21 protein-coding genes and 2 riboswitches are annotated in these 24149 nt (G+C 59.9%); of the genes, 13 read left to right on the top strand and 8 right to left on the bottom strand.

Annotation, left to right across the window (positions count from 1 at the left end):
- Positions 1-259: 259 nt before the first annotated feature.
- Both pnuC and I9H09_RS11610 read left to right on the top strand, forming a co-directional pair.
- On the top strand, positions 260-823 hold the full coding sequence (gene pnuC, locus I9H09_RS11615) for a nicotinamide riboside transporter PnuC (RefSeq protein WP_053932701.1): 564 nt from the start codon (positions 260-262) through the stop codon (positions 821-823).
- The gene (locus I9H09_RS11610; RefSeq protein WP_024669365.1) at positions 820-1365 is read left to right on the top strand and encodes an AAA family ATPase; all 546 of its coding nucleotides are present in this window, start codon (positions 820-822) and stop codon (positions 1363-1365) included. The genes pnuC and I9H09_RS11610 overlap by 4 nt, the downstream gene beginning before the upstream one ends.
- On the opposite strand, the gene I9H09_RS11605 is transcribed toward I9H09_RS11610, so the two are convergent.
- Entirely contained in the window at positions 1342-2667 is a 1326-nt protein-coding gene (locus I9H09_RS11605; RefSeq protein WP_024691169.1) for a sigma-54-dependent transcriptional regulator, read from the bottom strand. The two genes, I9H09_RS11610 and I9H09_RS11605, sit on opposite strands and share 24 nt — an antisense overlap.
- A gap of 327 nt (positions 2668-2994) precedes the next feature.
- On the opposite strand from I9H09_RS11605, the gene I9H09_RS11600 reads away from it, so the two are divergent.
- A complete protein-coding gene (locus I9H09_RS11600; protein WP_005894108.1) occupies positions 2995-3261 on the top strand; it encodes a hypothetical protein in 267 nt (88 codons plus the stop codon).
- A gap of 90 nt (positions 3262-3351) precedes the next feature.
- On the opposite strand, the gene I9H09_RS11595 is transcribed toward I9H09_RS11600, so the two are convergent.
- The 4 genes from I9H09_RS11595 to cobW are packed head-to-tail and all read right to left on the bottom strand — an operon-like array spanning position 3352 to position 9889.
- The gene (locus tag I9H09_RS11595; protein ID WP_053932702.1) at positions 3352-3963 is read right to left on the bottom strand and encodes a vWA domain-containing protein; all 612 of its coding nucleotides are present in this window, start codon (positions 3961-3963) and stop codon (positions 3352-3354) included.
- A 53-nt stretch (positions 3964-4016) separates the two neighbouring features.
- Positions 4017-5057 (bottom strand): magnesium chelatase ATPase subunit I, encoded by a 1041-nt coding sequence (locus tag I9H09_RS11590; protein ID WP_122311764.1) that lies wholly within the window; start codon positions 5055-5057, stop codon positions 4017-4019.
- Positions 5057-8821: a cobaltochelatase subunit CobN gene (gene cobN / locus I9H09_RS11585; protein ID WP_122346953.1), complete on the bottom strand. Its 3765-nt coding sequence runs from the start codon at positions 8819-8821 to the stop codon at positions 5057-5059. Before cobN ends, I9H09_RS11590 begins: the two co-directional genes overlap by 1 nt.
- Before the next feature lie 3 nt (positions 8822-8824).
- Positions 8825-9889: a cobalamin biosynthesis protein CobW gene (gene cobW / locus I9H09_RS11580; protein WP_053480317.1), complete on the bottom strand. Its 1065-nt coding sequence runs from the start codon at positions 9887-9889 to the stop codon at positions 8825-8827.
- 110 nt (positions 9890-9999) lie between these two features.
- Positions 10000-10222: riboswitch (cobalamin riboswitch) on the bottom strand.
- Positions 10223-10280: 58 nt separating this feature from the next.
- Positions 10281-10494: riboswitch (cobalamin riboswitch) on the top strand.
- Positions 10495-10592: 98 nt separating this feature from the next.
- Between cobW and I9H09_RS11575 the strand changes: the two genes are divergently transcribed.
- The 4 genes from I9H09_RS11575 to cobM are packed head-to-tail and all read left to right on the top strand — an operon-like array spanning position 10593 to position 12755.
- Positions 10593-10781 carry a CbtB domain-containing protein gene (locus I9H09_RS11575; RefSeq protein ID WP_053932705.1) on the top strand — a complete coding sequence of 63 codons (189 nt, stop codon included), beginning with the start codon at positions 10593-10595 and terminating at the stop codon, positions 10779-10781.
- A 20-nt stretch (positions 10782-10801) separates the two neighbouring features.
- A complete protein-coding gene (locus tag I9H09_RS11570; RefSeq protein WP_122311766.1) occupies positions 10802-11539 on the top strand; it encodes a CbtA family protein in 738 nt (245 codons plus the stop codon).
- Entirely contained in the window at positions 11517-11972 is a 456-nt protein-coding gene (locus I9H09_RS11565; RefSeq protein ID WP_053932706.1) for a cobalamin biosynthesis protein, read from the top strand. Before I9H09_RS11570 ends, I9H09_RS11565 begins: the two co-directional genes overlap by 23 nt.
- 33 nt (positions 11973-12005) lie before the next feature.
- A complete protein-coding gene (cobM, locus tag I9H09_RS11560; RefSeq protein WP_122311767.1) occupies positions 12006-12755 on the top strand; it encodes a precorrin-4 C(11)-methyltransferase in 750 nt (249 codons plus the stop codon).
- Between the two features lie 81 nt (positions 12756-12836).
- Here cobM and I9H09_RS11555 read toward each other — a convergent pair whose 3' ends face one another.
- Complete coding sequence (locus I9H09_RS11555; protein WP_122311768.1) at positions 12837-16319, bottom strand: indolepyruvate ferredoxin oxidoreductase family protein; 3483 nt, start codon at positions 16317-16319, stop codon at positions 12837-12839.
- A gap of 185 nt (positions 16320-16504) precedes the next feature.
- Here I9H09_RS11555 and I9H09_RS11550 point away from each other — a divergent pair, with 185 nt between their 5' ends.
- The 4 genes from I9H09_RS11550 (at position 16505) to I9H09_RS11535 (ending at position 19808) form a co-directional block, all read left to right on the top strand.
- On the top strand, positions 16505-16972 hold the full coding sequence (locus I9H09_RS11550) for an Lrp/AsnC family transcriptional regulator (protein ID WP_024669373.1): 468 nt from the start codon (positions 16505-16507) through the stop codon (positions 16970-16972).
- Positions 16973-17465: 493 nt separating this feature from the next.
- Positions 17466-17990 carry a sigma factor-like helix-turn-helix DNA-binding protein gene (locus I9H09_RS11545; protein WP_024669374.1) on the top strand — a complete coding sequence of 175 codons (525 nt, stop codon included), beginning with the start codon at positions 17466-17468 and terminating at the stop codon, positions 17988-17990.
- 121 nt (positions 17991-18111) lie between these two features.
- On the top strand, positions 18112-19248 hold the full coding sequence (locus I9H09_RS11540) for a M14 family metallopeptidase (protein WP_122324397.1): 1137 nt from the start codon (positions 18112-18114) through the stop codon (positions 19246-19248).
- 191 nt (positions 19249-19439) lie between these two features.
- On the top strand, positions 19440-19808 hold the full coding sequence (locus I9H09_RS11535; RefSeq protein WP_005894093.1) for a histone-like nucleoid-structuring protein, MvaT/MvaU family: 369 nt from the start codon (positions 19440-19442) through the stop codon (positions 19806-19808).
- A gap of 232 nt (positions 19809-20040) precedes the next feature.
- On the opposite strand, the gene I9H09_RS11530 is transcribed toward I9H09_RS11535, so the two are convergent.
- Positions 20041-21270, bottom strand: coding sequence for an MFS transporter (locus I9H09_RS11530; RefSeq protein WP_122324396.1), 1230 nt, complete (start codon positions 21268-21270; stop codon positions 20041-20043).
- A 106-nt stretch (positions 21271-21376) separates the two neighbouring features.
- On the opposite strand from I9H09_RS11530, the gene I9H09_RS11525 reads away from it, so the two are divergent.
- Positions 21377-21922, top strand: coding sequence for a TetR/AcrR family transcriptional regulator (locus I9H09_RS11525; protein WP_005894087.1), 546 nt, complete (start codon positions 21377-21379; stop codon positions 21920-21922).
- Between the two features lie 76 nt (positions 21923-21998).
- Positions 21999-23303, top strand: coding sequence for a leucine-rich repeat-containing protein kinase family protein (locus tag I9H09_RS11520; protein ID WP_122346468.1), 1305 nt, complete (start codon positions 21999-22001; stop codon positions 23301-23303).
- A gap of 22 nt (positions 23304-23325) precedes the next feature.
- On the opposite strand, the gene I9H09_RS11515 is transcribed toward I9H09_RS11520, so the two are convergent.
- Complete coding sequence (locus tag I9H09_RS11515; protein ID WP_005894082.1) at positions 23326-24030, bottom strand: YebC/PmpR family DNA-binding transcriptional regulator; 705 nt, start codon at positions 24028-24030, stop codon at positions 23326-23328.
- Positions 24031-24149 lie beyond the last annotated feature (119 nt).

The raw sequence follows: 24149 nt of genomic DNA, 5'->3' as shown, positions 1-24149 counted from the left end.
GAAGCGATGCCGCAGGCTCGCTGTTTAGTGTTGTTGTGTAAAAAATGGTTGCCACTATGCCGCGACAAGCCTGAACGTAGCTTGAACCTGCAGCGGGCCTGAATTCATCGGCAAGGCACTGCAAGGCGCGGAATGCTAGCAGACCTGCACGCACAACGCCTGCCAGCTTCGCACCTGTTCAACACAAGCTCCACGCCGCGCGCAGAAGCGCATACAATCGCCGCCCCTGCCGCTTAACAAACCTCATCAAGGAGCCGCCATGTCCGGGCTTGAACTCTTCGCTGCCGCCATCGGCGTTATCGCAGTGTGGCTGACAGTGAAGCAGAATCCCTGGTGCTGGCCAATCGGGCTGGTGATGGTGGTCATCTATATCTGGATTTTCTTCGACGTTAAGCTCTATTCCGACATGCTGCTGCAAGTGATTTATGCCGGCCTGCAGGTGTATGGCTGGGTGCAATGGACCCGACATGGCAATGGTCTACCAGCTCGGGCCGTCACAGTGTTGCAGAGCGGCCCGCTGATAAAAGGTCTGGTTGTTGGCGCAATTATCAGCGTTGCGCTGGGCGCGGGCATGGCGCATTTCACCGATGCCGCTCAGCCGTGGCTGGACGCTGCATTGACGGGTTTCAGCCTGGTGGCGCAGGTCTGGATGGCGCAAAAGCGTGTCCAGTGCTGGCCGCTGTGGATTCTGCTGGACGTGATTTTCGTAGGCCTGTTTATCTACAAGGGGCTTTACCTGACGGCTGCGCTCTACGGGCTTTTCACCCTGTTGGCCGTACAGGGCTGGCGCGAATGGCGCAACGATCTGGCGCTGGCACGATGAAAGTCCTGGTGCTGGCCGGCCCGGAATCCAGCGGCAAGAGCTGGCTATCAGCCGAAATACAACGTCGTTTTGGCGGAGTGCTGGTGGGCGAATACGTCCGCCACTTTATCGATCAGCAGGGGCGTGACACTGTTTATGGAGATATCCCGGCCATCGCACATGGCCAATTGGCCTGGGAAGACGCGGCACGCGCCAGCGAGCCCGAACTGCTGATTCTCGATACCCACTTGCTGAGCAATGTGCTCTGGAGCCGGGCGTTGTTCGGTGACTGCCCTGCGTGGATCGAACAACAACTGCTGAGCAGGCGCTACGACCTGCATCTGCTGTTGTCGCCAGAAGGGGTGGAATGGATAAGCGACGGCCAGCGCTGTCAGCCGCAGTTAGATGAACGCCAAGCCTTTTTCGAGGCCAGTCGAGACTGGCTTGACAGTCATGGGCAGGCATATGAGGTGCTAGGGGGTGGCTGGCCGCAACGCCACGAGCTGGCGATGGCGGCGGTGATGCGTCTGCTGGACAGGTCAGCGGATCTGGTGCTTGTGTAGCAACCGGTAGAAGGTCGGCCGCGAAATGCCCAGAACCTTGGCCGCCGCGCTCATGTTGTGGCTGTGGCGCGTCAGCACCTCACACAATGCCTGACGCTCGGCGCGGGACTTGTATTCGTCCAGTGTGTCCATGCTGCCGGCATTCTCTTCTTCGCCCTGCAAGCCAAGATTCGCTGCCTCGATCTGCCGCCCTTGCGCCAGCATCAGCCCCCGCCGTACCCGGCTGACAAGTTCGCTCACGTTGCCAGGCCAGTCGTGCTTGCCCAGTGCGACCAAAGCGTCCTGGCTGAAACTGCGCGCTTTTCTGCCCGTTTCGACGCTGTGCCGGTGAACGAAGTGGTTGGCCAGCAGCGCCAGATCGCCATGACGTTCGCGCAATGGCGCGGTCCCTACCTGCAGCACATTGAGCTGGTAATACAGATCCTCGCGAAAGCGTTTCTTGCCCACCGCCGCCTCAAGGTCCTCACGGGTCGTGGCCAGCACGCGGATATCCACTGCAGTCGACTCAATGCCCCCTAGACGCTGAACCTGCCGCTCTTCGAGAAATCGCACCAGATGCGCCTGCGCTTCAAGTGGCAGATCGCCGACTTCATCAAGCAACAGCGTGCCTCCGTGCGCCGCCTCGATCTGTCCTGCTCTGCGTTCCAGAGCCCCTTCAAACGCGCCCTTTTCATAGCCGAATAGCTCGGCGTGGATCGAGTGCTCGGGCGCCGAGCCGCAATCAACCACCACGAAAGGTTTACTGTGCCGCTGGGACTGGGCGTGCAGGCTGCGCGCAATCAGCTTCTTGCCCGTTCCGCGCTCACCACGAATCAACACCGGCGAGTCGGTGGGCGCCAACTTGCTCAGCAGCCTGCGCAGGGCACGAAGCGGGCGACTTTCACCTAGCATTTCCGGCTCGGCAGCCGGCGCCGGTGGTGTGCCTGATGCAGGCACACAGCCTGCCGCGAAGGCTCTATCCAGACTGGTCTGCATCCGACCCATGTCAAATGGCAGGGAGTGAACGTCAAAAAAGCGCTTGCAGACGAACTCGCTGCTCTGTTCATGCCGCAGGTCATCGGGCGCCAATAGCGCAATCCACTGCTTACGAGTGCCCGAGAGCAGTCCTTCAATCTGCTCCGGATGCTCGAAATGATCAGACGTCAAATGGATCAGGCCGACGTCGTAGCCAGCATCACGCGCTGAATCAAGCGTACCCCGCTGTACCGTCCATCCGGTCTCGTCGAGTGCCTGCGTCAGTTGGTGAAAGTCGTCATTGGCGTCGATTATTAACAGACGTCGCGGTGGGGCCGATAGATGCATGAAGAGTCCTTGGCGCCCGGCGTCGAGTTGGATTATTAAAAACTTCTTATAAACAGCATGTTGGCGAGCCCAACTACCACCCTAGCAACTATTTGACGCAGCCTTGTACCGATTACGTCTAACAAGCTTCGGCAGGTGTCATTAAGTGCCTTTCGGTTCATTAGCGGCCGATTCAGGGCTGTTTTTTAAGCCGCGTTTGAAAAAAACAGAAAATTTCTTTTCAACAGTGTGACTCACGCCCCCCTGTTGTTCATCAACACAAGTAACCAGCCGGACGGTCAGCCCACCGCCGAGACTGAATTGATACGGGCACTTGAGGATTTGACCATGAACGCCCCACTGCGCTTCAACGATGCACTTCTGATCGCTGGACACGCTTTTGAACCCTTCCAGTGTGTTGCCTGGGCACCACAGGACGGTAACGGCGAGCTGAGCCTGACGGTGATTGACCGCACCAGCAATCGCATCGGTCGCAAGCAGATCCCGAGCAGCACCTACTCAGACAAGCGGCAACTGGCCAGTGCGCTGGAACAGGCCCGCGCAGAAATCAGCAGCGAAGGCTACGACCTCAAGCCGTGGACCATGCCTGCCTGATTGCGCCTTGCGCCAATCGCGATACCTGAAGCCGATTCACTCCCCCGCCAATGCTCTGTTCGGGCACGAGAGTGAATCAGGCGCCGCGCCTCAAACCTCTTTCAGCTCGTCGATATGGCGATATTCCGCGCCCAGGCTTGATGCCAGCTCTCTGGCCCTTCCAAGGCGGATCGGACCCTTCTCTATATCGATAAGCAGACTGGCACAGGTAAATGCCGACAGCACAGGCAGTTGCTTGATCCTGCCGTCGGTCATCACCAGCACCCGATGCTGTTCGGAGGGATAGCGCTTCTGGCGTTGCTCCAGCCATGCTCTGGCCTGTTCCAGCGCGGCCGTCAGTGGCGTGCCGCCCCCCGCGCCCAGCCCGTCAAGCCATGGAACCAATGCTGCTGAAGCCTTGAGGCCCTGATGCTGCCAGCGCGGCACAGCGCCGCTGGCCGTCAGCAACGCAAGCCGCGCACGGCGTCGATAGGCGTCATCGAATACCTGAGAAAGCAGGCCCTTGGCTTGACTAAGAGCCTGATGACGTCGCGTCGACGCCGACGCATCGACAATCACAAGCAGCAACTCACTCGGGCGAGCGCTACGTGGTTGGCGGACTAGATCCTTGCGGCTCTTCGGTCGCCCCCTCAATAAGGTGGGCAGCCATTGCACCAGGCCCTCGGCACCTGCGCGAATGGCTCCTTGCCTGCCGGAGGCCAATCGACCGGGACGGGGGATGGCATCCGCCCCCTGAGTAATACGGGGGCGGATGCCTACGGCTTTTTTGGCCAGCTCGGCACTTCACGGCGTGACCCGGTGACCACTGCCTGAGCCGGCAACTCACCCCAGCTGCCCTGCCCGCTTTCGGGTTTGTCTGACTTAGGCGACTTAGGCGACGATTCGGGTGGCGGCGGCGCTTCCTGATTCTGCGGCGGCGGAGTCGGTTCGCGACGTCTGTGACGCAAGGCAAATTCAGCGACAGCTTCGATGTCCTGCTCTTCGATCTGCCCCACCCCACGCCATGCAGCATGGGCTCGTGCAGCCCGCAGCCAGACCAGATCAGCGCGCATACCATCCACACCGGCAGCAAAACAGCGCTCGGTGATCGCGACCAACGACTGATCGTCCAGCTCGATGTCGGGCAAAAGCAAACGCGCCTGCTCGCAACGAAGCTTCAAGGCGTCCTGCTGTGCTTGCCAATGCTGACAAAAAACCGCTGGATCGGCATCGAAATCCAGACGGCGTCGGATGATCTGGCTGCGCTCGACAGGTTGTGTCTGACCACTCAGCGCCACGTTCAGGCCAAAGCGATCCAGCAATTGCGGACGCAGTTCGCCTTCTTCCGGGTTCATGGTGCCGATCAGCACAAAACGCGCAGCGTGCCGGTGGGAGATCCCGTCACGCTCGACCAGATTGACACCGCTGGCGGCAACGTCCAGCAGCAGATCGACCAGGTGATCGGCGAGCAGGTTGACCTCATCGACATACAGCACACCGCCATCTGCCTTTGCCAGCACGCCCGGCGAGAAACGCGCACGACCCTCGGCCAGCGCGGCGTCCAGGTCCAGCGTGCCGACCAGCCGTTCTTCAGTCGCGCCCAGCGGCAAAGTGACGAACTGACCGCTGGCCAGCAAATCAGCCAAACCACGCGCCAGTGTCGACTTGGCCATGCCACGCGGCCCCTCGATCAATACACCGCCAATGCGCGGGTCAATGGCGGTCAGGCACAGTGCCAGTTTCAGATCATCTGCCCCGACCACTGCGGCCAGCGGAAAATGCGGAGTGTCGCTACGGCTTGAATCGGGCACGGTCATCAACTCTCTTCTATGTCCAACAACAGGTCTTCCAGCGCTTGCTGATACTCGCCAGGTTCCTGCCAGAGCCCGCGCTGCTGAGCCTCGAGCATGCGCTCGGTCATGTCGCGCAAGGCGTCGGGGTTATGTTGTGCGATAAATTCGCGGGTCGCCGGATCAAGCAGATATGCGTCGGCCAGCAACGCGTACTGATGATCGTCGATCAGTTCGGTAGTCGCGTCGAAGGCGAACAGAAAGTCCACAGTCGCGGCCATCTCGAATGCGCCTTTGTAGCCGTGACGCTTGACCCCTTCGATCCATTTCGGGTTTGCCGCACGCGAACGGATTACCCGGTTCAGCTCTTCCTTGAGGGTGCGGATTTTCGGCACATCAGGCTGGCTGTGATCGCCATGATAGCTGGCAGTCTTCTGCCCGCTGAGGCTTTCTGACGCTGCAAGCATGCCACCCTGAAACTGGTAATAATCGTTCGAATCGAGCAGGTCGTGCTCGCGGTTGTCCTGGTTCTGCAAGACTGCCTGCACCTTAGACAGGCGCTCAGCGAAACGCTGCCGGGCCGGGGTGCCTTCATCTGCAGCGCCATAGGCGTAACCGCCCCAATTCAGGTAAACCTCGGCAAGGTCTTCGCGGCTTTGCCACAGGCGGCCATCAATGGCCCCCTGCACACCAGCGCCATAGGCACCCGGTTTGGCGCCGAAGATCCGCCAGCCAGCCTGGCGTGCAGCTTCGTCTTCGTCGAGACCTTGCGCCACAAAACTCTCGCGTTCTTTGCGCACTCTGGCCGCCAGCGGATTCATGTCATCCGGCTCATCCAGTGCTGCGACAGCCTGAACGGCTGCATCGAACAGCTTGATGAGGTTGGCGAAGGCGTCGCGGAAGAACCCGGATACCCGCAAGGTGACATCCACCCGCGGGCGATCCAGCAGGCTGATCGGCAGAATCTCGAAATCATCGACCCGCTGACTGCCGGTCGCCCACACAGGGCGAACGCCCATCAAGGCCATCGCCTGGGCAATGTCGTCGCCGCCGGTGCGCATGGTTGCCGTGCCCCAGACGGACAGACCCAACTGGCGCAAGTGATCGCCATGATCTTGGAGGTGGCGTTCCAGCAGCAGGTTTGCCGACTGAAAACCAATGCGCCAGGCGGTGGTGGTCGGCAGGTTGCGCACGTCCACGCTGAAGAAATTGCGCCCGGTCGGCAGCACGTCCAGACGTCCGCGACTGGGCGCGCCGCTAGGCCCCGCCGGAACGAAGCGGCCGCTCAGTGCGTCGAGCATGCCCTGCATTTCGCCTGGGCCACAGGCGTCCAGCCGCGGCGCGACCACTTCACGCAGGCTGTCGATGATCAGCGCCAGGTCCTCATGAACCGGCAGGTCGTGCAGTTCTTCGCCCTGCGTGACCCGCTCGATCATGGCAGCAGCGTACAGCTCAAGCCGTTCGCGGGCATCACCCGCACTGCGCCAGGGGTCTGTGCTGACGGCCAGCAACTCAGGGGGACGGGCGCCGGTCCAGGGCGCGGCCAGCTCGCAATCGAGCGGGTCGAACTCCAGCCCGAAGGCCTTGCTCAAGGCCCGCAACAGACTGGATTGCGCTCCGCGCCCGTCGCCACGCGGAATACGCAACAGGGCCAGCAAGGTGTCGGTACGCAGACGCCCTTCCGGCGACTGACCAAAAATATGCAGGCCATCGCGAATCTGCGATTCCTTCAGATCACACAGGTAAGTGTCCAGACGTGGCAGCCAGACTGCTGCATCGGCGTCGCTGTCAGTGGACTCGTCCAGCGCCAGTTCACGATCAATGCGGGTTTCACGGACCAGTTCGAGAATGTCGCGTTGCAGCTCACGAGCGCGCCGCGGATCAAGCAACTGCGCCTCGTAGAATTCGTCAGCGAGCAGCTCCAGATTGCGCAACGGGCCGTAGGTTTCGGCGCGGGTCAGCGGTGGCATCAGGTGGTCAATGATCACTGCCTGGGTACGGCGCTTGGCCTGTGCGCCCTCGCCTGGGTCGTTGACGATGAATGGATAGATATTGGGCATCGCGCCCAGTACCGCATCCGGCCAGCAGGTTCGCGACAAACCGACGCCCTTGCCGGGCAACCATTCGAGATTGCCATGTTTGCCAACATGCACCACTGCATGCGCGCCGTAAGCCTTGCGCAACCAGAAGTAGAACGCCAGATAACCGTGCGGCGGCACCAGATCCGGATCGTGATAGACCGCGCTGGGATCAACCTGGTAACCGCGTGCTGGCTGAATGCCGATGAAGGTCATCCCGAAACGCAGACCGGCGATCATCATTCTGCCACTGCGGAACATCGGATCTGCATTCGGAGCACCCCAGCGGGCGTTCACTGCGTCGCGGTTGCTCTGCGGCAGTTCGTTGAATGCCGCCAGGTATTCATCCAGCGCCATGCTTTGCTGACAAGGGCGCTGGTCGATGCTGTCCAGGTCGTTGGTCACGCCACCGAGTAGCTGCTGGATGAGCGCAGTGCCGCTTTCCGGCAACTGCTCCAGCGGATAGCCCTCGGCCTGCATGGCGCGCAGAATGTTTAGCGCAGCTGCTGGCGTGTCGAGGCCGACGCCGTTGCCGATCCGCCCATCGCGGGTCGGATAGTTGGTGAGAATCAGCGCCACACGCTTGTCGGCATTGGGCAGGCGCGCCAGTTCGATCCAGCGCCGCGCCAGCTGTGCGACAAAGTCCATACGATCAGGCTGGGCCCGGTAACAGACCACATCCGACTGACTGCGCTCGCTGCGCCAGGCCAGATCCTTGAAGCTGATCGGTCGGCTGATGATGCGCCCGTCCAGTTCCGGCAAGGCAATGTGCATCGCCAGGTCACGAGCGCCGAGCCCCTGCTCGCTGGCCTCCCAGGCAGGTTCGTTGTCCTGGGCACAGATCGCCTGAATGACCGGCACGTCGCGCCGGAACGGGCGTAAATGCGGCGACTCCGGACTCGACTGCGCAAAGCCGGTGGTGTTGAGGATCAGTTCGACCCCAGCCTCATCCAGCCAGTTTTCCACCTGAACGAAACAGCCCGGTTCCTTCAGGCTAGCGACCGCAATCGGCAAAGGGTTGATGCCCTGCGCCTGCAAGCGAGTGCAGAACTCATCGATAAAGCCGGTGTTGGCAGCCTGCAAGTGCGAACGGTAGAACAACAGCGCGACCACAGGATGGTCCGCACGCCATTCTGCCTGCCAGTCATGCAACCCGGCAGTTGCCCGTTGCGGATGATAGACCGCCGTGCGCGGCAATGGCTGCGGCTCGGCCCAAGGGTAATCACGACCAAGCCACTGACTGGCCATGCAGCGATACAGGTCCAGCGCATTTTGCAGCCCGCCCTGACGCAGAAACTGCCAGAGCCGGTCGCGCTCTGTGGCAGGCACTGTGCTCAGGTCGCTCAACTCGGGGTCAGGGCGGTCATCGCCCGGCACCAGAATGACGTCAACGCCACGCTCCGCCAGCTCCATCAGTCGTTCCACGCCGTAACGCCAATAGCCAATACCGCCGTGGAGGGAAATCAGAATGACTTTGGCGTGGCGCAAGACCTCGTCAACGTACAAGTCGACCGACGCGTGATTTTGTACCTGCATCGGGTTGGCCAGACGCAGGCTGGGGTAATCCTCAGGGAGTTGCCGGGCGGCTTCGGCCAGCAGGGCGAGGCTGGAATCGCCGCTGCAGAGAATCACCAGCTCGGCTGGCGTCTGCCCCAGGTCGGCGATGCTGTCGTCCGGTACAAAACCGCCGGGCTGGGTTCTCAGTAAATGCATGGGTCAGCCGGCAATCGCAGCGTTGAGCTGGGTTTGCAGCGCGACAGCGTCCAGCTCCTGCCCGATCAGCACCAAGTGCGTGGCACGCTCTTCATCGGCGCGCCAGGCGCGGTCGAAGTGCTTGTCGAAGCGCGTGCCCACGCCTTGGATAAGCAAACGCATCGGCTTGCCCGGAATGGCGGCAAAGCCCTTCACGCGCAAAATGCCGTGTTGCACAACGAGCTGATTGAGCGCATCGAGCAGGATCTTTTCATCGGCTTGCGGCAGTTTCAGCGAGATCGAGTCAAACGCGTCGTGATCGTGGTCATCCTCGTCGCCATCGTCGTGATGATCGTGGTGGGTCTTGCGACCGTCGATGTGCAGCTCGGACTCGGCACCGACACCCAGCAGAACGCTGATCGGCAAACGACCACTGCTGGCTTCGACCACCTTGACGGCGGGCGGCAGCTCTTCGGCGACTTCGGCGCGCACTGCGGCCAGCCCTTCGGCATCAATCATGTCGGCCTTGTTGAGGATCACCAGATCGGCGCTGGCCAGTTGATCGGCAAACAGCTCGTGCAGCGGCGACTCGTGGTCCAGATTAGGGTCCAGTTTGCGCTGTGCGTCGACTTGATCCGGGAAGGCAGCGAACGTACCGGCCAGCACCGCCGGGCTGTCGACTACTGTGATTACCGCATCGACCGTGCAGGCGTTGCGGATTTCGGGCCACTGGAAGGCCTGGACCAGCGGCTTGGGCAATGCCAGGCCCGATGTTTCGATCAGGATGTGGTCGAGATCGCCACGGCGGGCAACCAGTTCGCGCATGACCGGAAAAAACTCTTCCTGAACCGTGCAGCACAGGCAACCGTTGGCCAACTCGTATACGCGGCCGCTGGCCTCTTCTTCGGTGCAGCCGATGGTGCATTGCTTGAGGATTTCACCGTCGATGCCCAACTCGCCGAATTCGTTGACGATCACCGCGATGCGCCGCCCTTCGGCGTTGTCGAGCATGTGCCGCAACAGCGTGGTCTTGCCCGAGCCTAGAAAGCCGGTGACGATGGTGACGGGAAGCTTGGCCAGTGTTTTCATCAGGTGCCCTTTGGCAATGCGGCGGGCAAACAGGACGAGAACCGCATGCATGGCATGCAGATCGGATCGCCACCGGATCACCCCGCCCGGTTGTAGTGAGAATTCGCAGGCACTGGGCCTGTTTCGAGGCAGGTCTCCTGGCTCACGGCAGCGTGTGGCAGATGCTGTAGACCTTGCCGACACACGTTCATCGCGCCTTCCCGCCGCAGCAGTGGCTGTGCAATGAACATGACCGTTTACAGTTGCGGGGGCAGCTGCGGCGTGTACCGCATTCCCGTCTTAGCTCCATGTGGTAACGCTTACCAATGAAGAACCTCGAACCGGCAAGGCTACGCAGTGGCCGCAGACAGGTCAATCGTTCAGATTGACGATCCCACGCCGCCCATGCTCTCCTGTGCGCCTTGTTTCGGGTGCCCCTCACGGGGTGAAACGGGAAACCGGTGCGTTCGACCTGTCGAGCAAGTCCGGTGCTGCCCCCGCAACGGTAAGCGAGAGAAGGTCTGATCCACTGTGCCCCGGCATGGGAAGGTGACCTTGAAGGCTTGAACGCAAAACCGTTCGAGCCCCTCGCAAGCCCGGAGACCGGCCCGACATTCTTTCCGATGACAAACCCGCGGTGGGCGGGCGCAGTCGAAACCTCTGGCACTCGCCAGCGGGTTCGTATGCGCATGGCCCACTTGCCGACACTCAAGAGGGATCGCCCATGTCCAGCACCATCAGCAGCAGCCAGACGGCTGCCACCAGCTCCACCCAGACCCAACACCTGACCGCTGCCATCAGCGCAGCGCTGCTCGGCGCCTGCCTGGTCTACTTCGCCGGTTTCTCGCACATCGCGGCGGTACACAACGCAGCCCACGATACCCGCCACAGCGCTGCCTTTCCTTGCCATTGAGCGTCATCGAGGACTACACAATGTTCAAGCGAATCGCACAAACGGCAGGCTTCACCGGCCTGCTGGCCGCCTTGCTGCTGACTCTGCTGCAAAGCTTCTGGGTCGTCCCGCTGATCCGGCAGGCCGAGACTTATGAGACAGCCTCGGCGCAACAGGCGCACGAGCACGCCGACGGCCAGGGGGCTGAACACAACCACGTACATGAAGAAGCGGCCTGGGAACCGGAAAACGGCTGGCAACGCGTGCTGTCCACGACAGGCGGCAATCTGGTGGTCGCAGTGGGTTTCGCACTGATGCTTGCCGGGCTCTATACGCTGCGTGCTCCGCGCAACACCGCACAGGGCGCATGGTGGGGGCTGGCAGGTTTTGCAGTGTTCGTGCTGGCGCCGACCCTAGGCCTGCCACCCGAATTGCCGGGGACCGCAGCCGCAGAACTGAGCCAGCGTCAGCTATGGTGGGTCGGCACAGCCGCCTCGACTGCCGCCGGGCTGGCCTTGCTGGTGTTCGGCCAGAACTGGCTGCTGAAAGCGCTGGGTGTCGCAACTCTGGTGGTGCCGCATGTGATCGGCGCGCCGCAACCACTGGTTCATGAAAGCCTGGCACCTGAAGCGCTGGAGTCGCAGTTCATGATCGCTTCGCTGCTGACCAATGCCCTGTTCTGGGTGGCAATGGGCCTGATAAGTGCCTGGCTGTTCAGCAGAAGCGATGCCCATCGACATATGACTCACAAAAACAATGTCGACCTGCATCAGGCCTGATCCACCGTGCGTTCAGGCTCAGCCCGGCGCACATCTGGTGGTCGGGTTGGGCTGTAGGCGCGGCTGTTCGGCGGAGGCATTGCGCGAGTTGATCGGCAACAGCCTCGAGGCACATGGCCTGAGGCTGAGCAGCGTCACTGCGCTGGCTTCCATCGACTTGAAAGATCAGGAGCCTGGGCTGCTCGAGCTTGCCGAGCAGTTGGCTGTGCCGCTGGTGTTCTTCAATGCCGCGCAATTGGTGGCGTGGGAACTTCATCTGACGCACCGTTCCGCGCAGGTGTTCCAGACCACAGGCTGTCACGGGGTCGCCGAAGGCTCGGCGCTGGCACTGGCTGCGCAGCTCGGCGATGGCACCGCCCGGTTACTGATCGAGCGACAGAAAAGCGCTCAGGTCACATTTGCCTTGGCAACCAGCCCCGCTGCGGGCGGATAATCCCGTCACGTTCATTTATCTTCGGAGCATTCATTGACTGTCTATTTCATCGGCGCAGGCCCAGGTGATCCCGAGCTGATCACCGTCAAGGGCCAGCGGTTGATATGCAGCTGCCCGGTGATCATCTACGCGGGTTCACTGGTGCCGCTGGCTGTGCTGGAAGGCAATCAGGCATTACAGATCACTAACAGTGCCGAACTGCATCTGGAGCAGATCATCGACCTGATCAGGGCCGCTCATGCACAGGGGCAGGATATTGCGCGTGTCCACTCGGGCGACCCCAGCCTTTATGGCGCCATCGGCGAGCAGATTCGCCATCTGCGCGAATTGAATATCCCTTACGAAATCATTCCTGGCGTGACTGCGACCGCCGCCTGTGCTGCCTTGCTGGGCGTGGAATTGACGTTGCCGGACATATCCCAGAGCGTGATTCTGACCCGTTACGCTGACAAGACGTCGATGCCGAGCGGCGAAGAACTGGCCAGCCTGGCGAGCCATCGCGCGACGATGGCGATTCATCTGGGGGTGAATAACCTGCACAGGATCGTTGAAGAACTGACGCCGCATTACGGGGCCGACTGCCCGATTGCGGTGGTGCATCGCGCCAGCTGGCCAGATCAGGACTGGGCGCTGGGTACGCTGGCCGATATCGAAGAGAAGGTGCAAACCAAAGGCTTCCGTCGCACGGCACTGATTCTGGTCGGCCGTGTGCTTGGCGCCGACACCTTCGGCGACTCCTCGTTGTACCGCGCCGGGCATGCACATCTGTTCAGGCCAAAGTAACTCGCGCCCTCAAGCTTTTGCGGGAGCGCCGCCTCGGCAGCTCCCGCAAACACTCAAATCTACCCGACAGCGCCTACCCGATCAGGCAGCCACCTCATAGAGTTTCGGCGCTATCACTTCCCCGCTTTCCAGGCTTTTGCGCAGGATATCAGCTTGCAACGCAGCGGCTTTCATGGCGCTTTCCTTGACGTGGCCGTAACCACGGATTTTCTCTGGCAGACGCGCCAGGCTCAACGCTGTGTGGCAATTGTGCGCCTGGAGGTGCTGAACAATCAGCTCGATGTCACTGACATAACGATCGATCAGTTGCCTTTCCTGCTTGCGCTCCAGGCTGCGCCCGAAAGGATCGAGCGCCGTACCGCGGAGGAATTTGAAAGTCGCCAGCACGTCGAAGGCGCGCAACATCCACGGGCCGAAGCTTCGTTTGCGCGGCTGGCCGTTGTGTGGGTCGCGTTTGGCCAGCCAGGAGGGCGCCAGATGAAACTCCAGCCGGTAATTACCTTCGAATTGCGCTTCCAGCTGGCGAGTGAAGTCGCCGTTGCTGTAAAGGCGCGCGACTTCGTATTCATCCTTATAAGCAAGCAGCTTAAAGTAGTTGAACGCCACCGCCTCGGTCAGCATCGGCTGCTGATCGGGAAACAGGCGTGATTCGACCTCGCGGACACGCTGCACCCCTTCCAGGTAACGCATGGCATAAGCGCTGTTCTGGTAGAGGGTCAACGCATCGACATTGCCTTGAATACGCTGTTCAAGATTCATCTGCTGCGGTTCGCTGACCTGTGGCTGCGGGTTGACGAACGCCTCGACGGCGGTAGGGTCATGCGCAGTGCGGCGCCCCCAGAGAAACGCCTGTTGATTGAGGTTGACCGCCACACCATTGAGTTCGATAGCCTTTTCGATGGCTGCCGAGGTCAGGGGAATAAGCCCCAGCTGGAAGGCATAACCCAGCATGAACAGGTTGCTGGCGATGCTATCGCCCATCAAACGGGTCGCCAGTGAAGTGGCTTCGACAAAGTGGGTCTTGTCGGCGCCGACAGCGTCAATAATCGTCTGCTTCATCGCCTCGGCCGGGAACACGGCGTCGGGGTTGCGCGTGAATTCAGCAGTTGGCGTCTGCTGGCTGTTGATGACCGCATGCGAGATCCTGCTGTCGAGCTTGGCGATAGCGTCCGGGCCTGCGGCCACCAGCAGATCGCAGCCCAGTAACAGGTGCGCTTCTCCGGCGGCGATGCGCACCGCGAACAGGTCCTGCTGACGCGCAGCAATGCGGATATGACTGACAACCGGGCCGAATTTCTGCGCCAGTCCGGCCTGATCCAGCACGCTGCAACCCTTGCCTTCCAGGTTGGCGGCATAACCCAGCATCGCCCCGACGGTGGTTACACCGGTCCCGCCGACGCCGGGCAGCAGAATATTGAACGGCCGTTCCAGTGACGGCAGTACAGGCTCCGGCAGAAGCGCGAACGCCTCAACCTGCTTTGGCAGTACCGGCTTGCGCAATTTGCCGCCATGCACGGTGACGAAGCTCGGACAGAAACCCTCGACGCAGCTGAAATCCTTGTTGCAGGCGCTCTGATCGATTTCCCGTTTGCGCCCTTGGGCGGTCTCTTTGGGCAGGACCGACAGGCAGCCGGACTTGACCCCGCAGTCGCCACAACCCTCGCACACGGCCGCGTTGATCAAGGCACGTTTCTCCAGATCAGGCATCGTGCCACGCTTGCGACGGCGACGTTTTTCGGTAGCGCAGGTCTGGTCGTAGATGATCACGGACACACCTTTGAACTCCCGAAGTTCACGCTGCACGCTGTCCAGGTCGCGTCGGTGATGAAACGTGGTGATCGGCGCAAAGCCGGCACGGTCGGGATACTTGTCCGGATCGTCGGAGACCAGCGCGATGCGTTGCACACCTTCGTTGAACACCTGACGGCTCAGTTGATCGACACGCAGAACTCCATCAATCGGCTGGCCACCCGTCATGGCCACAGCGTCGTTGTAGAGAATCTTGTAAGTGATGTTGACCTTTGAAGCCACAGCCGCACGCACTGCCAGGTGACCGGAGTGGAAATAAGTACCGTCGCCCAGGTTCTGAAACACGTGAGGCGTTTCGGTAAACGGTGCCTGGCCGATCCAGGTCACGCCTTCGCCGCCCATCTGGGTGAACGTATCGGTTTCGCGATCCATCCAGATAGTCATGTAGTGACAACCGATCCCGGCCAGTGCGCGACTGCCCTCCGGCACACGGGTCGAGGTATTGTGCGGGCAGCCCGAGCAGAAATGCGGGGTGCGCTGGGTGTTGAACAGCGGAGCCTGAAGCGCCCTTTCCTTCTCGCTGAGAAACTGCAAGCGTGCCTCGATCTGCGGGCTGCTGTAGAACGGTGCCAGCCGCTTGGCGATCACCCGGGCAATCATCGCTGGCGTCAGTTCACTGAGGTTCGGCAGCAGCGAACGGCCCTGCTCATCGAATTCACCCACCACCACCGGGCGGCGATCCACTGGCCAGTTGTAAAGCTGGCCGGTCAGTTGGTCCTCGATGACACTGCGTTTTTCCTCGACCACCAGAATCTCTTCCAGCCCCTCGGCAAAGTCATGGACAGAGACCGGCTCGAGCGGCCAGCTCATGCCGACCTTGAGCACCCGAATACCGACCCTGTCACACAATTGCTGATCAATGCCCAGCTCTTCAAGCGCCTGACGCACGTCGAGGTAGGATTTGCCAGTGGTGATGATCCCCAGCCTCGGCTGCGCCGAATCTATGACCACCTTGTTGAGCTGATTGGCCCTGGCAAAAGCCCTCGCAGCATAGATCTTGTAAGTATTGAGTCGCGCTTCCTGTGCCAGGGGCGGGTCCGGCCAGCGGATGTGCAGCCCGCCTTCGGGCAGTTCGAAGTCATCAGGGATCCGGGTCTTGACCCGTAGTGGATCGACCTCAACCACTGCCGACGAGTCAACGTTCTCGGCGATCGTCTTCATCGCCACCCAGCACCCGCTGTAACGCGACAGTTCCCAGCCGATAATCCCGTAATCGAGAATTTCCTGGACATTGCTCGGGTTGAGCACGGGGATCATGGAGGCAATGAATGCGTGTTCGCTCTGATGCGCGATGGTCGAGGATTTGCAGCCATGATCGTCGCCCGCAAGGATCAGTACGCCGCCTTTGGCTGCCACGCCTGCAGAGTTGCCATGTTTGAACACGTCACCACAGCGGTCTACCCCAGGTCCCTTGCCGTACCACAGCGCAAACACGCCATCGTACTTGCCATGCGGGAACAGATTGACCTGCTGGCTGCCCCACACCGCCGTGGCCGCCAACTCTTCATTGATCCCGGGCTGAAAGTGGATGGCGTTCTGCTGCAGATAATCCTTGGCATCCCACAGGCTTTTGTCCAGATTGCCCAGCGGCGAGCCACGATAACCGGAGATGAAGCCCGCAGTATCAAGGCCTTGCGCCTCGTCGCGCTGCTTTTGCAGCATCGGCAGGCGGGTAAGCGCCTGAGTGCCTGTCAGATACAGATTGCCAGTGGCAAGCCGGTATTTATCATCCAGACGAATATCAGCCAGGGACATGCGCGTACCTCTCTTGTTCTAGTCTTGTTCTTATAGGGAACAGGCCTTTTGCACCGGGACGGTCCTGCCCGGCAGCCTTGTCACTAGACTGCCTGTAGCAAAGCGGCTTTTTCTTTCTAAATGCGTGCAAATCTGCTGATATTGCGCATGCCTTTTTCGACAAGAACAAAAAACAAGGTCAATTCATGCAGCTGAAATTGAGCCCCATCGATCGAAAGATTCTCCGTCTGTTGCAGCATGACGCCAATCTGTCTGCGGCAGAGATAGCAGAACGCGTAGAACTGTCCCAGTCGCCCTGCTGGCGGCGCATCCACCGGCTTCAGGAGGACGGGGTGATCGAGCGCACCGTCGCCTTGCTCAGCACCCGAAAACTCGGGCTTAGCATGACCGTCTTCGTCGAGGTCAAGCTTTCAGGACATGGCCGGCGGTATCTGGCCGAATTCGAAGAGGCAATCATCGGCCACCCCGAGGTACTGGAGTGCTACACCATGGCGGGCGGGATGGATTTCATGCTCAAGGTGGTGGCGCAGGACATTGCCAGCTACGAGCGCTTTTTACGTGATCATCTGCTGCAACTCCCCCATGTGCATGAAGCACATTCCAACATCGCCATGAGTACGGTGAAACGCACCACGGAATTGCCATTGGACTGAGGGAGACGGCGATTTCAGGGAGGGGAAAATCCGCCAGACGAGCGCCGGCGGATAATTTTTTTCGATGAGGGCAATAAAAACATTTGATTTTCAAATGATAATGATTATTATTGCGTCAGCGGTTCGCGAGAACTGCTTGATAACCTGGAAGTCTTAGGTCGGCTTCCGGATTATCTCCTCATCAGGCTAATCACGGTTTTTGACCCGGCTTTTTAGCCGGGTCTTTTTTTGGTTCTTTCTTTTAATGTTACCGCTGCTTCAGGCTAATGAAGTCGGGGGCAGCATGTGCATGCTGCGATGGAACGCATCATAGCAAAGCCACCTGCCCTTCGGCCATGTCCAAGGCCCTGAAAATGGCAGGATTCGCACATAAAAAGTGAATGCTGCAATTTTTCAATTGAGAATGATTCTCGAGTAAACTAGTCTATTCTCGTTACGGATGTCCCGACGGCTCAAGGAAGAATTCCCATGGAAGATCAGCGAGCGAAATATCATGAGTAGTCAGCTCTCTTCTCTACTGCACCTGCCAGCTGGCATGCAGCCAACGCCTGAGACAGTTGAACTCGGCCAGAAACTGGGCAAGCTTTCACGCCGCAGCCGACAGATATTTCTGCTCAGTCGCCTGGACGGCTGGTCCTATGCGGACATTGCCCGCTTCATGGAGATCGATGTGGCACGCGTCGAGCGTGCCATGCTCAGAGCAATGGGCAAGGCGCACACGCACTTGCCCGACGCCGACCAGGTCATTCAGGATCAGGCAAGCCGCTGGTACGTCCACTTGCAAAGCCCGGCGGCCACGGCCAGCGAACGTATCGAATTTCGTCACTGGCTTGATGCCGATGCCAGGCACCTGTCTGCATTTCAGAACAGCGAACGCGTCTGGCGCCTTTTGCAAGCGCCCGCCTCGTTGCTTGGCGCGTCAGGCTGGCATAGACGCAAGCGTCATGCGTATCTGGTCTGGTGCGTGCTGACAGCCTTCATTTGCAGCCTTATGGTCACAGCAGAAGCCATTTCCTGAAGCCGTATGACCGTTGCAATGAAACTTACGTCGCGGCGCATGAACTTTACGTCGTGGAGCACAATGTCGATCGGTGTACAGTAACGGCCTGACATGGCACTAACGTACCCAGGAACACATTGTGACCCTCACTATCAGCGCAGATTTCGACAGCGGCAATATTCAGGTACTGGACGCAAGCGACCCGACGCGAATCAGACTGGCCATTCGGCCCGATACCCAAAGTGCTCATTTTCAGTGGTTTCACTTCAAGGTCGATGGCCTGGCGATTGGCGAGACGTATGGTTTCAGCCTGTCCAATGCCAGCGAGTCCACGTTCAACAGGGCCTGGACCGGCTATAACGCTGTGGCGTCCTACGACCATCAGAACTGGTTTCGCGTGCCCTCCGGCTTTGATGGCAAGGCGCTCGATTTCAGCCTTGCTGCCGAACAGCAGCACGTCTGGTTTGCCTATTTCGAACCCTACAGCCGCGAACGCCATCAGCGGCTGATCCTGCAGGCACAAGAGCAGGCAGGCATGCAATTGCTGGCCACTGGCAAAAGTGTCGAAGGCCGTGACCTCCAGCTTCTGCGCAAAGGAGACGGTGCCGAGGGCAAACGCAACATCTGGATAATCGCTCAACAACATCCCGGCGAGCACATGGCCGAATGGTTCATGGAAGGCGTGATCGAGCGCCTTCAGCAACGCGACGATGCAGCTTTGCAACACCTGCTGAACCACGCCGATCTGTATCTGATCCCGAATATGAACCCGGACGGTGCCTTCCATGGCCACTTGCGCACCAATGCCAATGGGAAAGACCTCAACCGCGCCTGGCAGGACAGTACTGAAGAGCAGAGCCCAGAGGTCTTCTTTGCCAGACAGCAAATGGAAAAGTACGGCGTGGACATGTTCCTCGACGTCCACGGTGACGAGGAAATCCCCTATGTGTTCACGGCTGCCTGTGAAGGCAACCCTGGATACAACCCTCATCAACAGCAGCTTGAAGAGCACTTCCGCCGCCAACTGTGTGAAGTTACCGTGGACTTCCAGACTGTCCATGGTTACCCGCGCAGTGCCAAAGGCCAGGCCAACCTGAACCTGGCGGCTAACGCCGTGGGCGAGCGTTATAAATGCCTGGCGCTGACGCTGGAAATGCCGTTCAAAGACCACGATAACGCCCCGGACCCGATCGCCGGATGGTCAGGCAAACGCTCGGCACAACTGGCCAGTGACGTGCTTAATGTACTGGCTGACATGGTCAAGGACTTGCGCTGAAAATTGTTCCCGCTTCAAAAAGCGGCTGAACACGCAAACATGTCGGACAATGCATTGTGCATTAGTTCGAACTTCTTTATCCCGGTGACAGTCAGTTCAAGGGATGACTATTCAACACTCTTCCTGCCCTCTTCAAGCGTTTCGGGGCAGGATAAAAAACACATCACACTTAGCAATTGCTTGGAGCACACATGTCAAAACTCGCTGAATACCGCCAACTCGAACGTCACTTGGCCGACCAAATAGCTGCGCTGGAAGCGATGAAAGGCGATAAGGGCCTTGAGCAGGAAATAGAGTTTGAAGCCAAATTGCGCGAACTTCTGGGTGAATACAGCAAAAGCCTGAAAGACGTTATTGCAATTCTTGATCATCCATCGAACTCGAAGCCTGGCAAGGCTTCCGGCACGCCCGTGAAGTCGACCCGCAAGGCGCGCGCGCTCAAGGTTTACAAGAACCCTCACACCGGTGAGGTAGTGGAAACCAAAGGCGGCAATCATAAAACCCTGAAAGAGTGGAAGGCTAAACACGGCTCCGACACTGTAGAGTCTTGGCTGGACTGATTGACAACATGATGATGAGGGCCTTCGCGGCCCTTGTCTTTGTCACGGGCATCAGACTCAGGCCAGTCGCAGTTCCGGACAACTGCATCGCGCCACTTTTTCATCTTTCCTTGTACAGAAGAAATGCCCCTCTATACCCCGGACAGGTCTCGTTGTTTTGTTGTTGCGGAACACCTGATAGTAATAACCCGCCGCCAGCATGTACCCCACCTGCGCGGATACATCCCATAGTTCAAACCCGAGCGCCTTCCCTTCTGCCCGCTGCACGTCGCACGATCAAGCTCGTCAACGCCAGCAGTGCCAGTATGATTACCACCGCCCCATATACATTGCTGGTCATCACCAGGCCTGCAGTACGCGCGTAATAACCCGCTATCAGAGCCGGCACGCAGAACGCGAGGTAGCTGAGCACCAGAAACGCCGACATCAGACCGCCGCGCTCATGGGCGTGTGCCATCGGCATGAGCATGCGAAGCGAACCCAGAAAGCTCGAGCCGAAGCCGACCCCCGCCACCACCGCGCCAACGAAGAACAGCCACAGCATGCCGAGGTTGACTGCCAGCAAAATCACCGCAACCCCGACTGGCAAAAAGCTTGCGCCTACCCACAATCCCGCCTCGGGGTTGCGCAGGCGTAATACAAGAATTGCCAGGGCGCCGCTGAGGGTCAGCGCGGCCACTGCCAGCCCGCCATTGAGTGGCGAGGTCGAACCGGTTGCCGCTACCAGCAAGGACGGGCTCAAGGACAGAAAAAAGCCGCCAAGTGCCCACGCCGCGATGTCTACCGGCAACACCAGCCACAACATGGGCCGCGCTTGTTGCGGAACGTGCAGCGATGGCTTGAGAGACTGCCAGACGCCTGGCTGGCGGCTGACCGTTTCAGGGACTCGCCCGAGGTAGATGGCCTGAATCACAAACGCGGTCAGCAAGAAACAGTAGGCCAGTGTGAGGGGCAGCGGCGCCCATTGCACCAGCAGCGCCGTGCCCAGTGCGCCTGCCGCCATGCCCAGCATCGGCGAGATGCTGTTGATCATCGGCCCTTTGGCCTGGTCGCTGTCGAGCAAGGCGGCACCCAGTGCGCTGGCAGCAAGACCGGTAGCGAAGCCCTGCACCAGCCGTGCAGCAACCAGCCAACTGACATCACGGGCGAAAATAAACAGCAGCATTGAGGCGCTCTGCAACAGCAACGCGCCAAAGATGACCGGGCGTCGTCCAAGGTAATCAGACAAGGAGCCGCCCATCAACAATGCAGCCAGCAGGCTGAATGCATACACTGCAAAAACCAGTGTGAGCACCGCGGACGAAAAACCCCACGCATCCTGGTACAAATGATAAAGCGGCGTAGGCGCGCTGGACGCGGCAAAGAAACACAGCGTGGTAAAGGCCAGGAAGCCGAGATTGCCCCTTGCCCCGACTTGAGGTTGCGCGCCTGCTGCTGACAGGTGGGGTGACGAACGGGACATGACTGCACTCTCCGCTGAAACAAATCTCTAAAGCTATAAATTAGCTTTTGCGGAGTGTGCGACTCTACAACTCTTAAAGCAAATACTTTGTGTTAAGGTCCGCCGTATGGCTATTAAAGATGCAGTACGCACCGGAGGGCGCAGCGCCCGAGTGCAGGAATCCATTCACCGCGCCGTTCGTGACTTGCTGCTCGAACACGAGCGCGCAGTGCTCAGTGTGCCCATGATTGCCGCCAGGGCCGGTGTCACACCCTCGACTATCTACCGCCGCTGGGGTGACTTGAGCACGCTGTTGGCCGATGCAGCCATTGAGCGCCTGCGTCCTGACACACCGATCGATCAGGGCAGCCTGCGTCAGGATTTGTTGACGTGGAGCGAAATGTATCTCGACGAAATGTCTTCGGCGCCAGGTCGGGCCTTGATGCGTGATGTGGCTGCCAGCACCTCCGGTGGCGTGGGTAAATGCGCAGCGATGGTCCGTGAGCAATTGCAGACCCTGATTGATCGCGCGGCCAGTCGCGGAGAAGTGTCGCCGCCTGCCGATGACCTCATCGACGCCATTGTCGCGCCGATGATCTACCGGATTCTGTACTCAGAATCCGCGCCGACAGCCGAGCGCGTCCGGGAATGGGTAGACCGCTGCCTGCCCTGAAACGAGGTTCCGGCAGCCATAGGCTGAAACTCCCGTTATGATGCGCGCCTTGTCCGATCAATGACCGAACCTATTCATGCACACCCTCGCAGACCTACGCGCCGGCAAGCTGGCAGGCATCAAACGGCTGGACCTCTCGTGTGGTCTGAGCGAATTTCCCGTCGAGATATTCGATCTGGCGCCCACTCTGGAAGTGCTCAACCTCAGCGGCAATGCACTGACCTCGCTGCCTGACGACCTCCACCGCCTCAAACACTTGAAAGTGCTGTTCGGCTCCGACAACCTGTTCACGCACTTGCCGGAGAGCATTGGCCAATGCGAGAACCTGCGCATCGTCGGGTTCAAGGCCAATCGCATCGGGCAGGTCAGCGCGGCGTCACTGCCGCCTCGCTTGCGCTGGCTGATCCTGACCGACAACCGGATCGAGTCCTTGCCCGATGAGCTGGGCCAGCGTGCCGACCTGCAAAAACTGATGCTTGCCGGCAACCGCCTGCGCGCCCTGCCCGCCAGCCTCAGGCATTGTCATAATCTGGAACTGATCCGCATCGCCGCCAATCGTCTCAGCGAATTGCCGGAATGGCTACTGAATCTGCCCGCCCTTGCCTGGCTCGCCTACGCCGAAAATCCGCTGTGCAGCGAGCCGCCGACCATACCGGTTCAACAGATCCCCTGGCAGCACTTGAGCCTGCGTCAGCGCTTGGGCGAAGGCGCTTCCGGAATCATTCAGCAAGCGGTCTGGCAGACCGGTAACGAAGATCGAACAGTCGCGGTCAAGCTGTACAAAGGCAGTGTTACCAGTGACGGCTCCCCTCTCAATGAAATGGCCGCCTGTATTGCCGCCGGGCGCCACGGGCACCTGATCGAGGTACTGGGGCAGATCACCGGGCATCCAGATGGGCAAAGTGGTCTGGTCATGGAACTGATCGCCCCCAACTTCAGCAACCTTGCCGGACCGCCGAGCCTGGAGTCCTGCAGCCGGGACGTCTACGCCAGCGATGCGCGCTTTTCGCTGGATGTCCTGTTGCGCCTTGTCAAAGGCATCGCCTCGGTGACCGCCCATTTGCATGCAAGTGGTATCACCCACGGCGACCTGTATGGGCACAATATTCTCTTGCAGAATGACGGTGACTGCCTGCTGGGCGATTTCGGCGCGGCGTCGTTTCACCCTTCGGCAACGCTGGGCCAGGCGCTCGAGCGTATAGAGACGCGGGCTTTCGGTATTTTGCTGGGGGAACTGCTGGAGCGTTGTGACGCCGCGCCACAGGAGCATGCCGTTATTGCGGGTTTGAAGGCGCTGCAGACGCGCTGCGTACAGCCCGCGTGCGATAAACGGCCATCGCTGGAAGAAGTACTCGGGGAACTGACGGCATGGGGCGCATGAAGCGCCCTCTTGCTTAAGCCGATCAGCCAGCCAGGCCCACGTAGACGTTCTGAACGTCATCATGGTTGTCGATAGCCTCGAGAAATGCTTCGACTTCAGCCATCTGCTCGTCGGTCAAGCCATCCACTGTGCTTTTCGGACGATAGCCCAGTTGCGCGGACTGAACCGTGAAATCGAACTCAGGGAGCGCCTTGCAGACCGCATCCATATCGGTGGACTCGGTCAGGAACAGCGTGGCGCCCTCTTCAGCCGGCTCGAAATCCTGGGCACCGGCCTCGATCGCTGCCAGCTCCGGATCTGCGTCTGGCTTCGCAGGCACAGCTTCGATCATGCCCTGATAGAGAAAATCCCAGGACACCGAACCGGCAGCTCCCAACTGCCCCTTGCGGAACAGCACGCGAATTTCGGAAACGGTGCGGTTGATGTTGTCGGTCAGGCACTCGACGATCACCGGCACGCGATGCGGTGCAAAACCTTCGTAGGTCAGGCGCTCGAAGTTGACGCTCTCGCCCAGCAGGCCAGCCCCTTTGTTGATTGCGCGTTCCAGGGTTTCGCGCGGCATCGAAGCCTTCTTGGCCTGCTCGACCACCAGGCGCAGACGCGAGTTCATGACCGGGTCAGCACCCGCGCGGGCCGCGATCATGATCTCCTTGGAGAGTTTGCCGAACGTACGTCCCTTGGCATTGGCTGCCGCTTCTTTATGCTTGACCTTCCACTGTGCGCCCATGTCTGCTCTCTTGATTCGATAGGCGCTTCGCCGCCTGCGCCTGCATGACTGGCAGAACGCGGCACTGGCAAAGCGCTGAAAAAGGGTCGCCGGCAAAATACCCTGTCCGGCGCGGCGCA

The sequence above is a fragment of the Pseudomonas tremae genome (assembly GCF_023278125.1).
Classification (GTDB): domain Bacteria; phylum Pseudomonadota; class Gammaproteobacteria; order Pseudomonadales; family Pseudomonadaceae; genus Aquipseudomonas; species Aquipseudomonas tremae.
This window is presented reverse-complemented; position numbering and strand designations above follow the sequence as displayed.

What these genes read in the sequence shown, in the direction of transcription:
- I9H09_RS11515 (WP_005894082.1), bottom strand. Translation starts at nt 24,030, where the DNA reads ATGGGCGCACAGTGGAAGGTCAAGCATAAAGAAGCGGCAGCCAATGCC.
- I9H09_RS11570 (WP_122311766.1), top strand. Translation starts at nt 10,802, where the DNA reads ATGTTCAAGCGAATCGCACAAACGGCAGGCTTCACCGGCCTGCTGGCC.
- I9H09_RS11555 (WP_122311768.1), bottom strand. Translation starts at nt 16,319, where the DNA reads ATGTCCCTGGCTGATATTCGTCTGGATGATAAATACCGGCTTGCCACT.
- I9H09_RS11575 (WP_053932705.1), top strand. Translation starts at nt 10,593, where the DNA reads ATGTCCAGCACCATCAGCAGCAGCCAGACGGCTGCCACCAGCTCCACC.
- I9H09_RS11550 (WP_024669373.1), top strand. Translation starts at nt 16,505, where the DNA reads ATGCAGCTGAAATTGAGCCCCATCGATCGAAAGATTCTCCGTCTGTTG.
- I9H09_RS11605 (WP_024691169.1), bottom strand. Translation starts at nt 2,667, where the DNA reads ATGCATCTATCGGCCCCACCGCGACGTCTGTTAATAATCGACGCCAAT.
- I9H09_RS11535 (WP_005894093.1), top strand. Translation starts at nt 19,440, where the DNA reads ATGTCAAAACTCGCTGAATACCGCCAACTCGAACGTCACTTGGCCGAC.
- I9H09_RS11590 (WP_122311764.1), bottom strand. Translation starts at nt 5,057, where the DNA reads ATGACCGTGCCCGATTCAAGCCGTAGCGACACTCCGCATTTTCCGCTG.
- I9H09_RS11530 (WP_122324396.1), bottom strand. Translation starts at nt 21,270, where the DNA reads ATGTCCCGTTCGTCACCCCACCTGTCAGCAGCAGGCGCGCAACCTCAA.
- I9H09_RS11600 (WP_005894108.1), top strand. Translation starts at nt 2,995, where the DNA reads ATGAACGCCCCACTGCGCTTCAACGATGCACTTCTGATCGCTGGACAC.
- cobN (WP_122346953.1), bottom strand. Translation starts at nt 8,821, where the DNA reads ATGCATTTACTGAGAACCCAGCCCGGCGGTTTTGTACCGGACGACAGC.
- cobW (WP_053480317.1), bottom strand. Translation starts at nt 9,889, where the DNA reads ATGAAAACACTGGCCAAGCTTCCCGTCACCATCGTCACCGGCTTTCTA.
- I9H09_RS11610 (WP_024669365.1), top strand. Translation starts at nt 820, where the DNA reads ATGAAAGTCCTGGTGCTGGCCGGCCCGGAATCCAGCGGCAAGAGCTGG.
- I9H09_RS11520 (WP_122346468.1), top strand. Translation starts at nt 21,999, where the DNA reads ATGCACACCCTCGCAGACCTACGCGCCGGCAAGCTGGCAGGCATCAAA.
- I9H09_RS11565 (WP_053932706.1), top strand. Translation starts at nt 11,517, where the DNA reads ATGTCGACCTGCATCAGGCCTGATCCACCGTGCGTTCAGGCTCAGCCC.
- I9H09_RS11525 (WP_005894087.1), top strand. Translation starts at nt 21,377, where the DNA reads ATGGCTATTAAAGATGCAGTACGCACCGGAGGGCGCAGCGCCCGAGTG.
- I9H09_RS11545 (WP_024669374.1), top strand. Translation starts at nt 17,466, where the DNA reads ATGAGTAGTCAGCTCTCTTCTCTACTGCACCTGCCAGCTGGCATGCAG.
- pnuC (WP_053932701.1), top strand. Translation starts at nt 260, where the DNA reads ATGTCCGGGCTTGAACTCTTCGCTGCCGCCATCGGCGTTATCGCAGTG.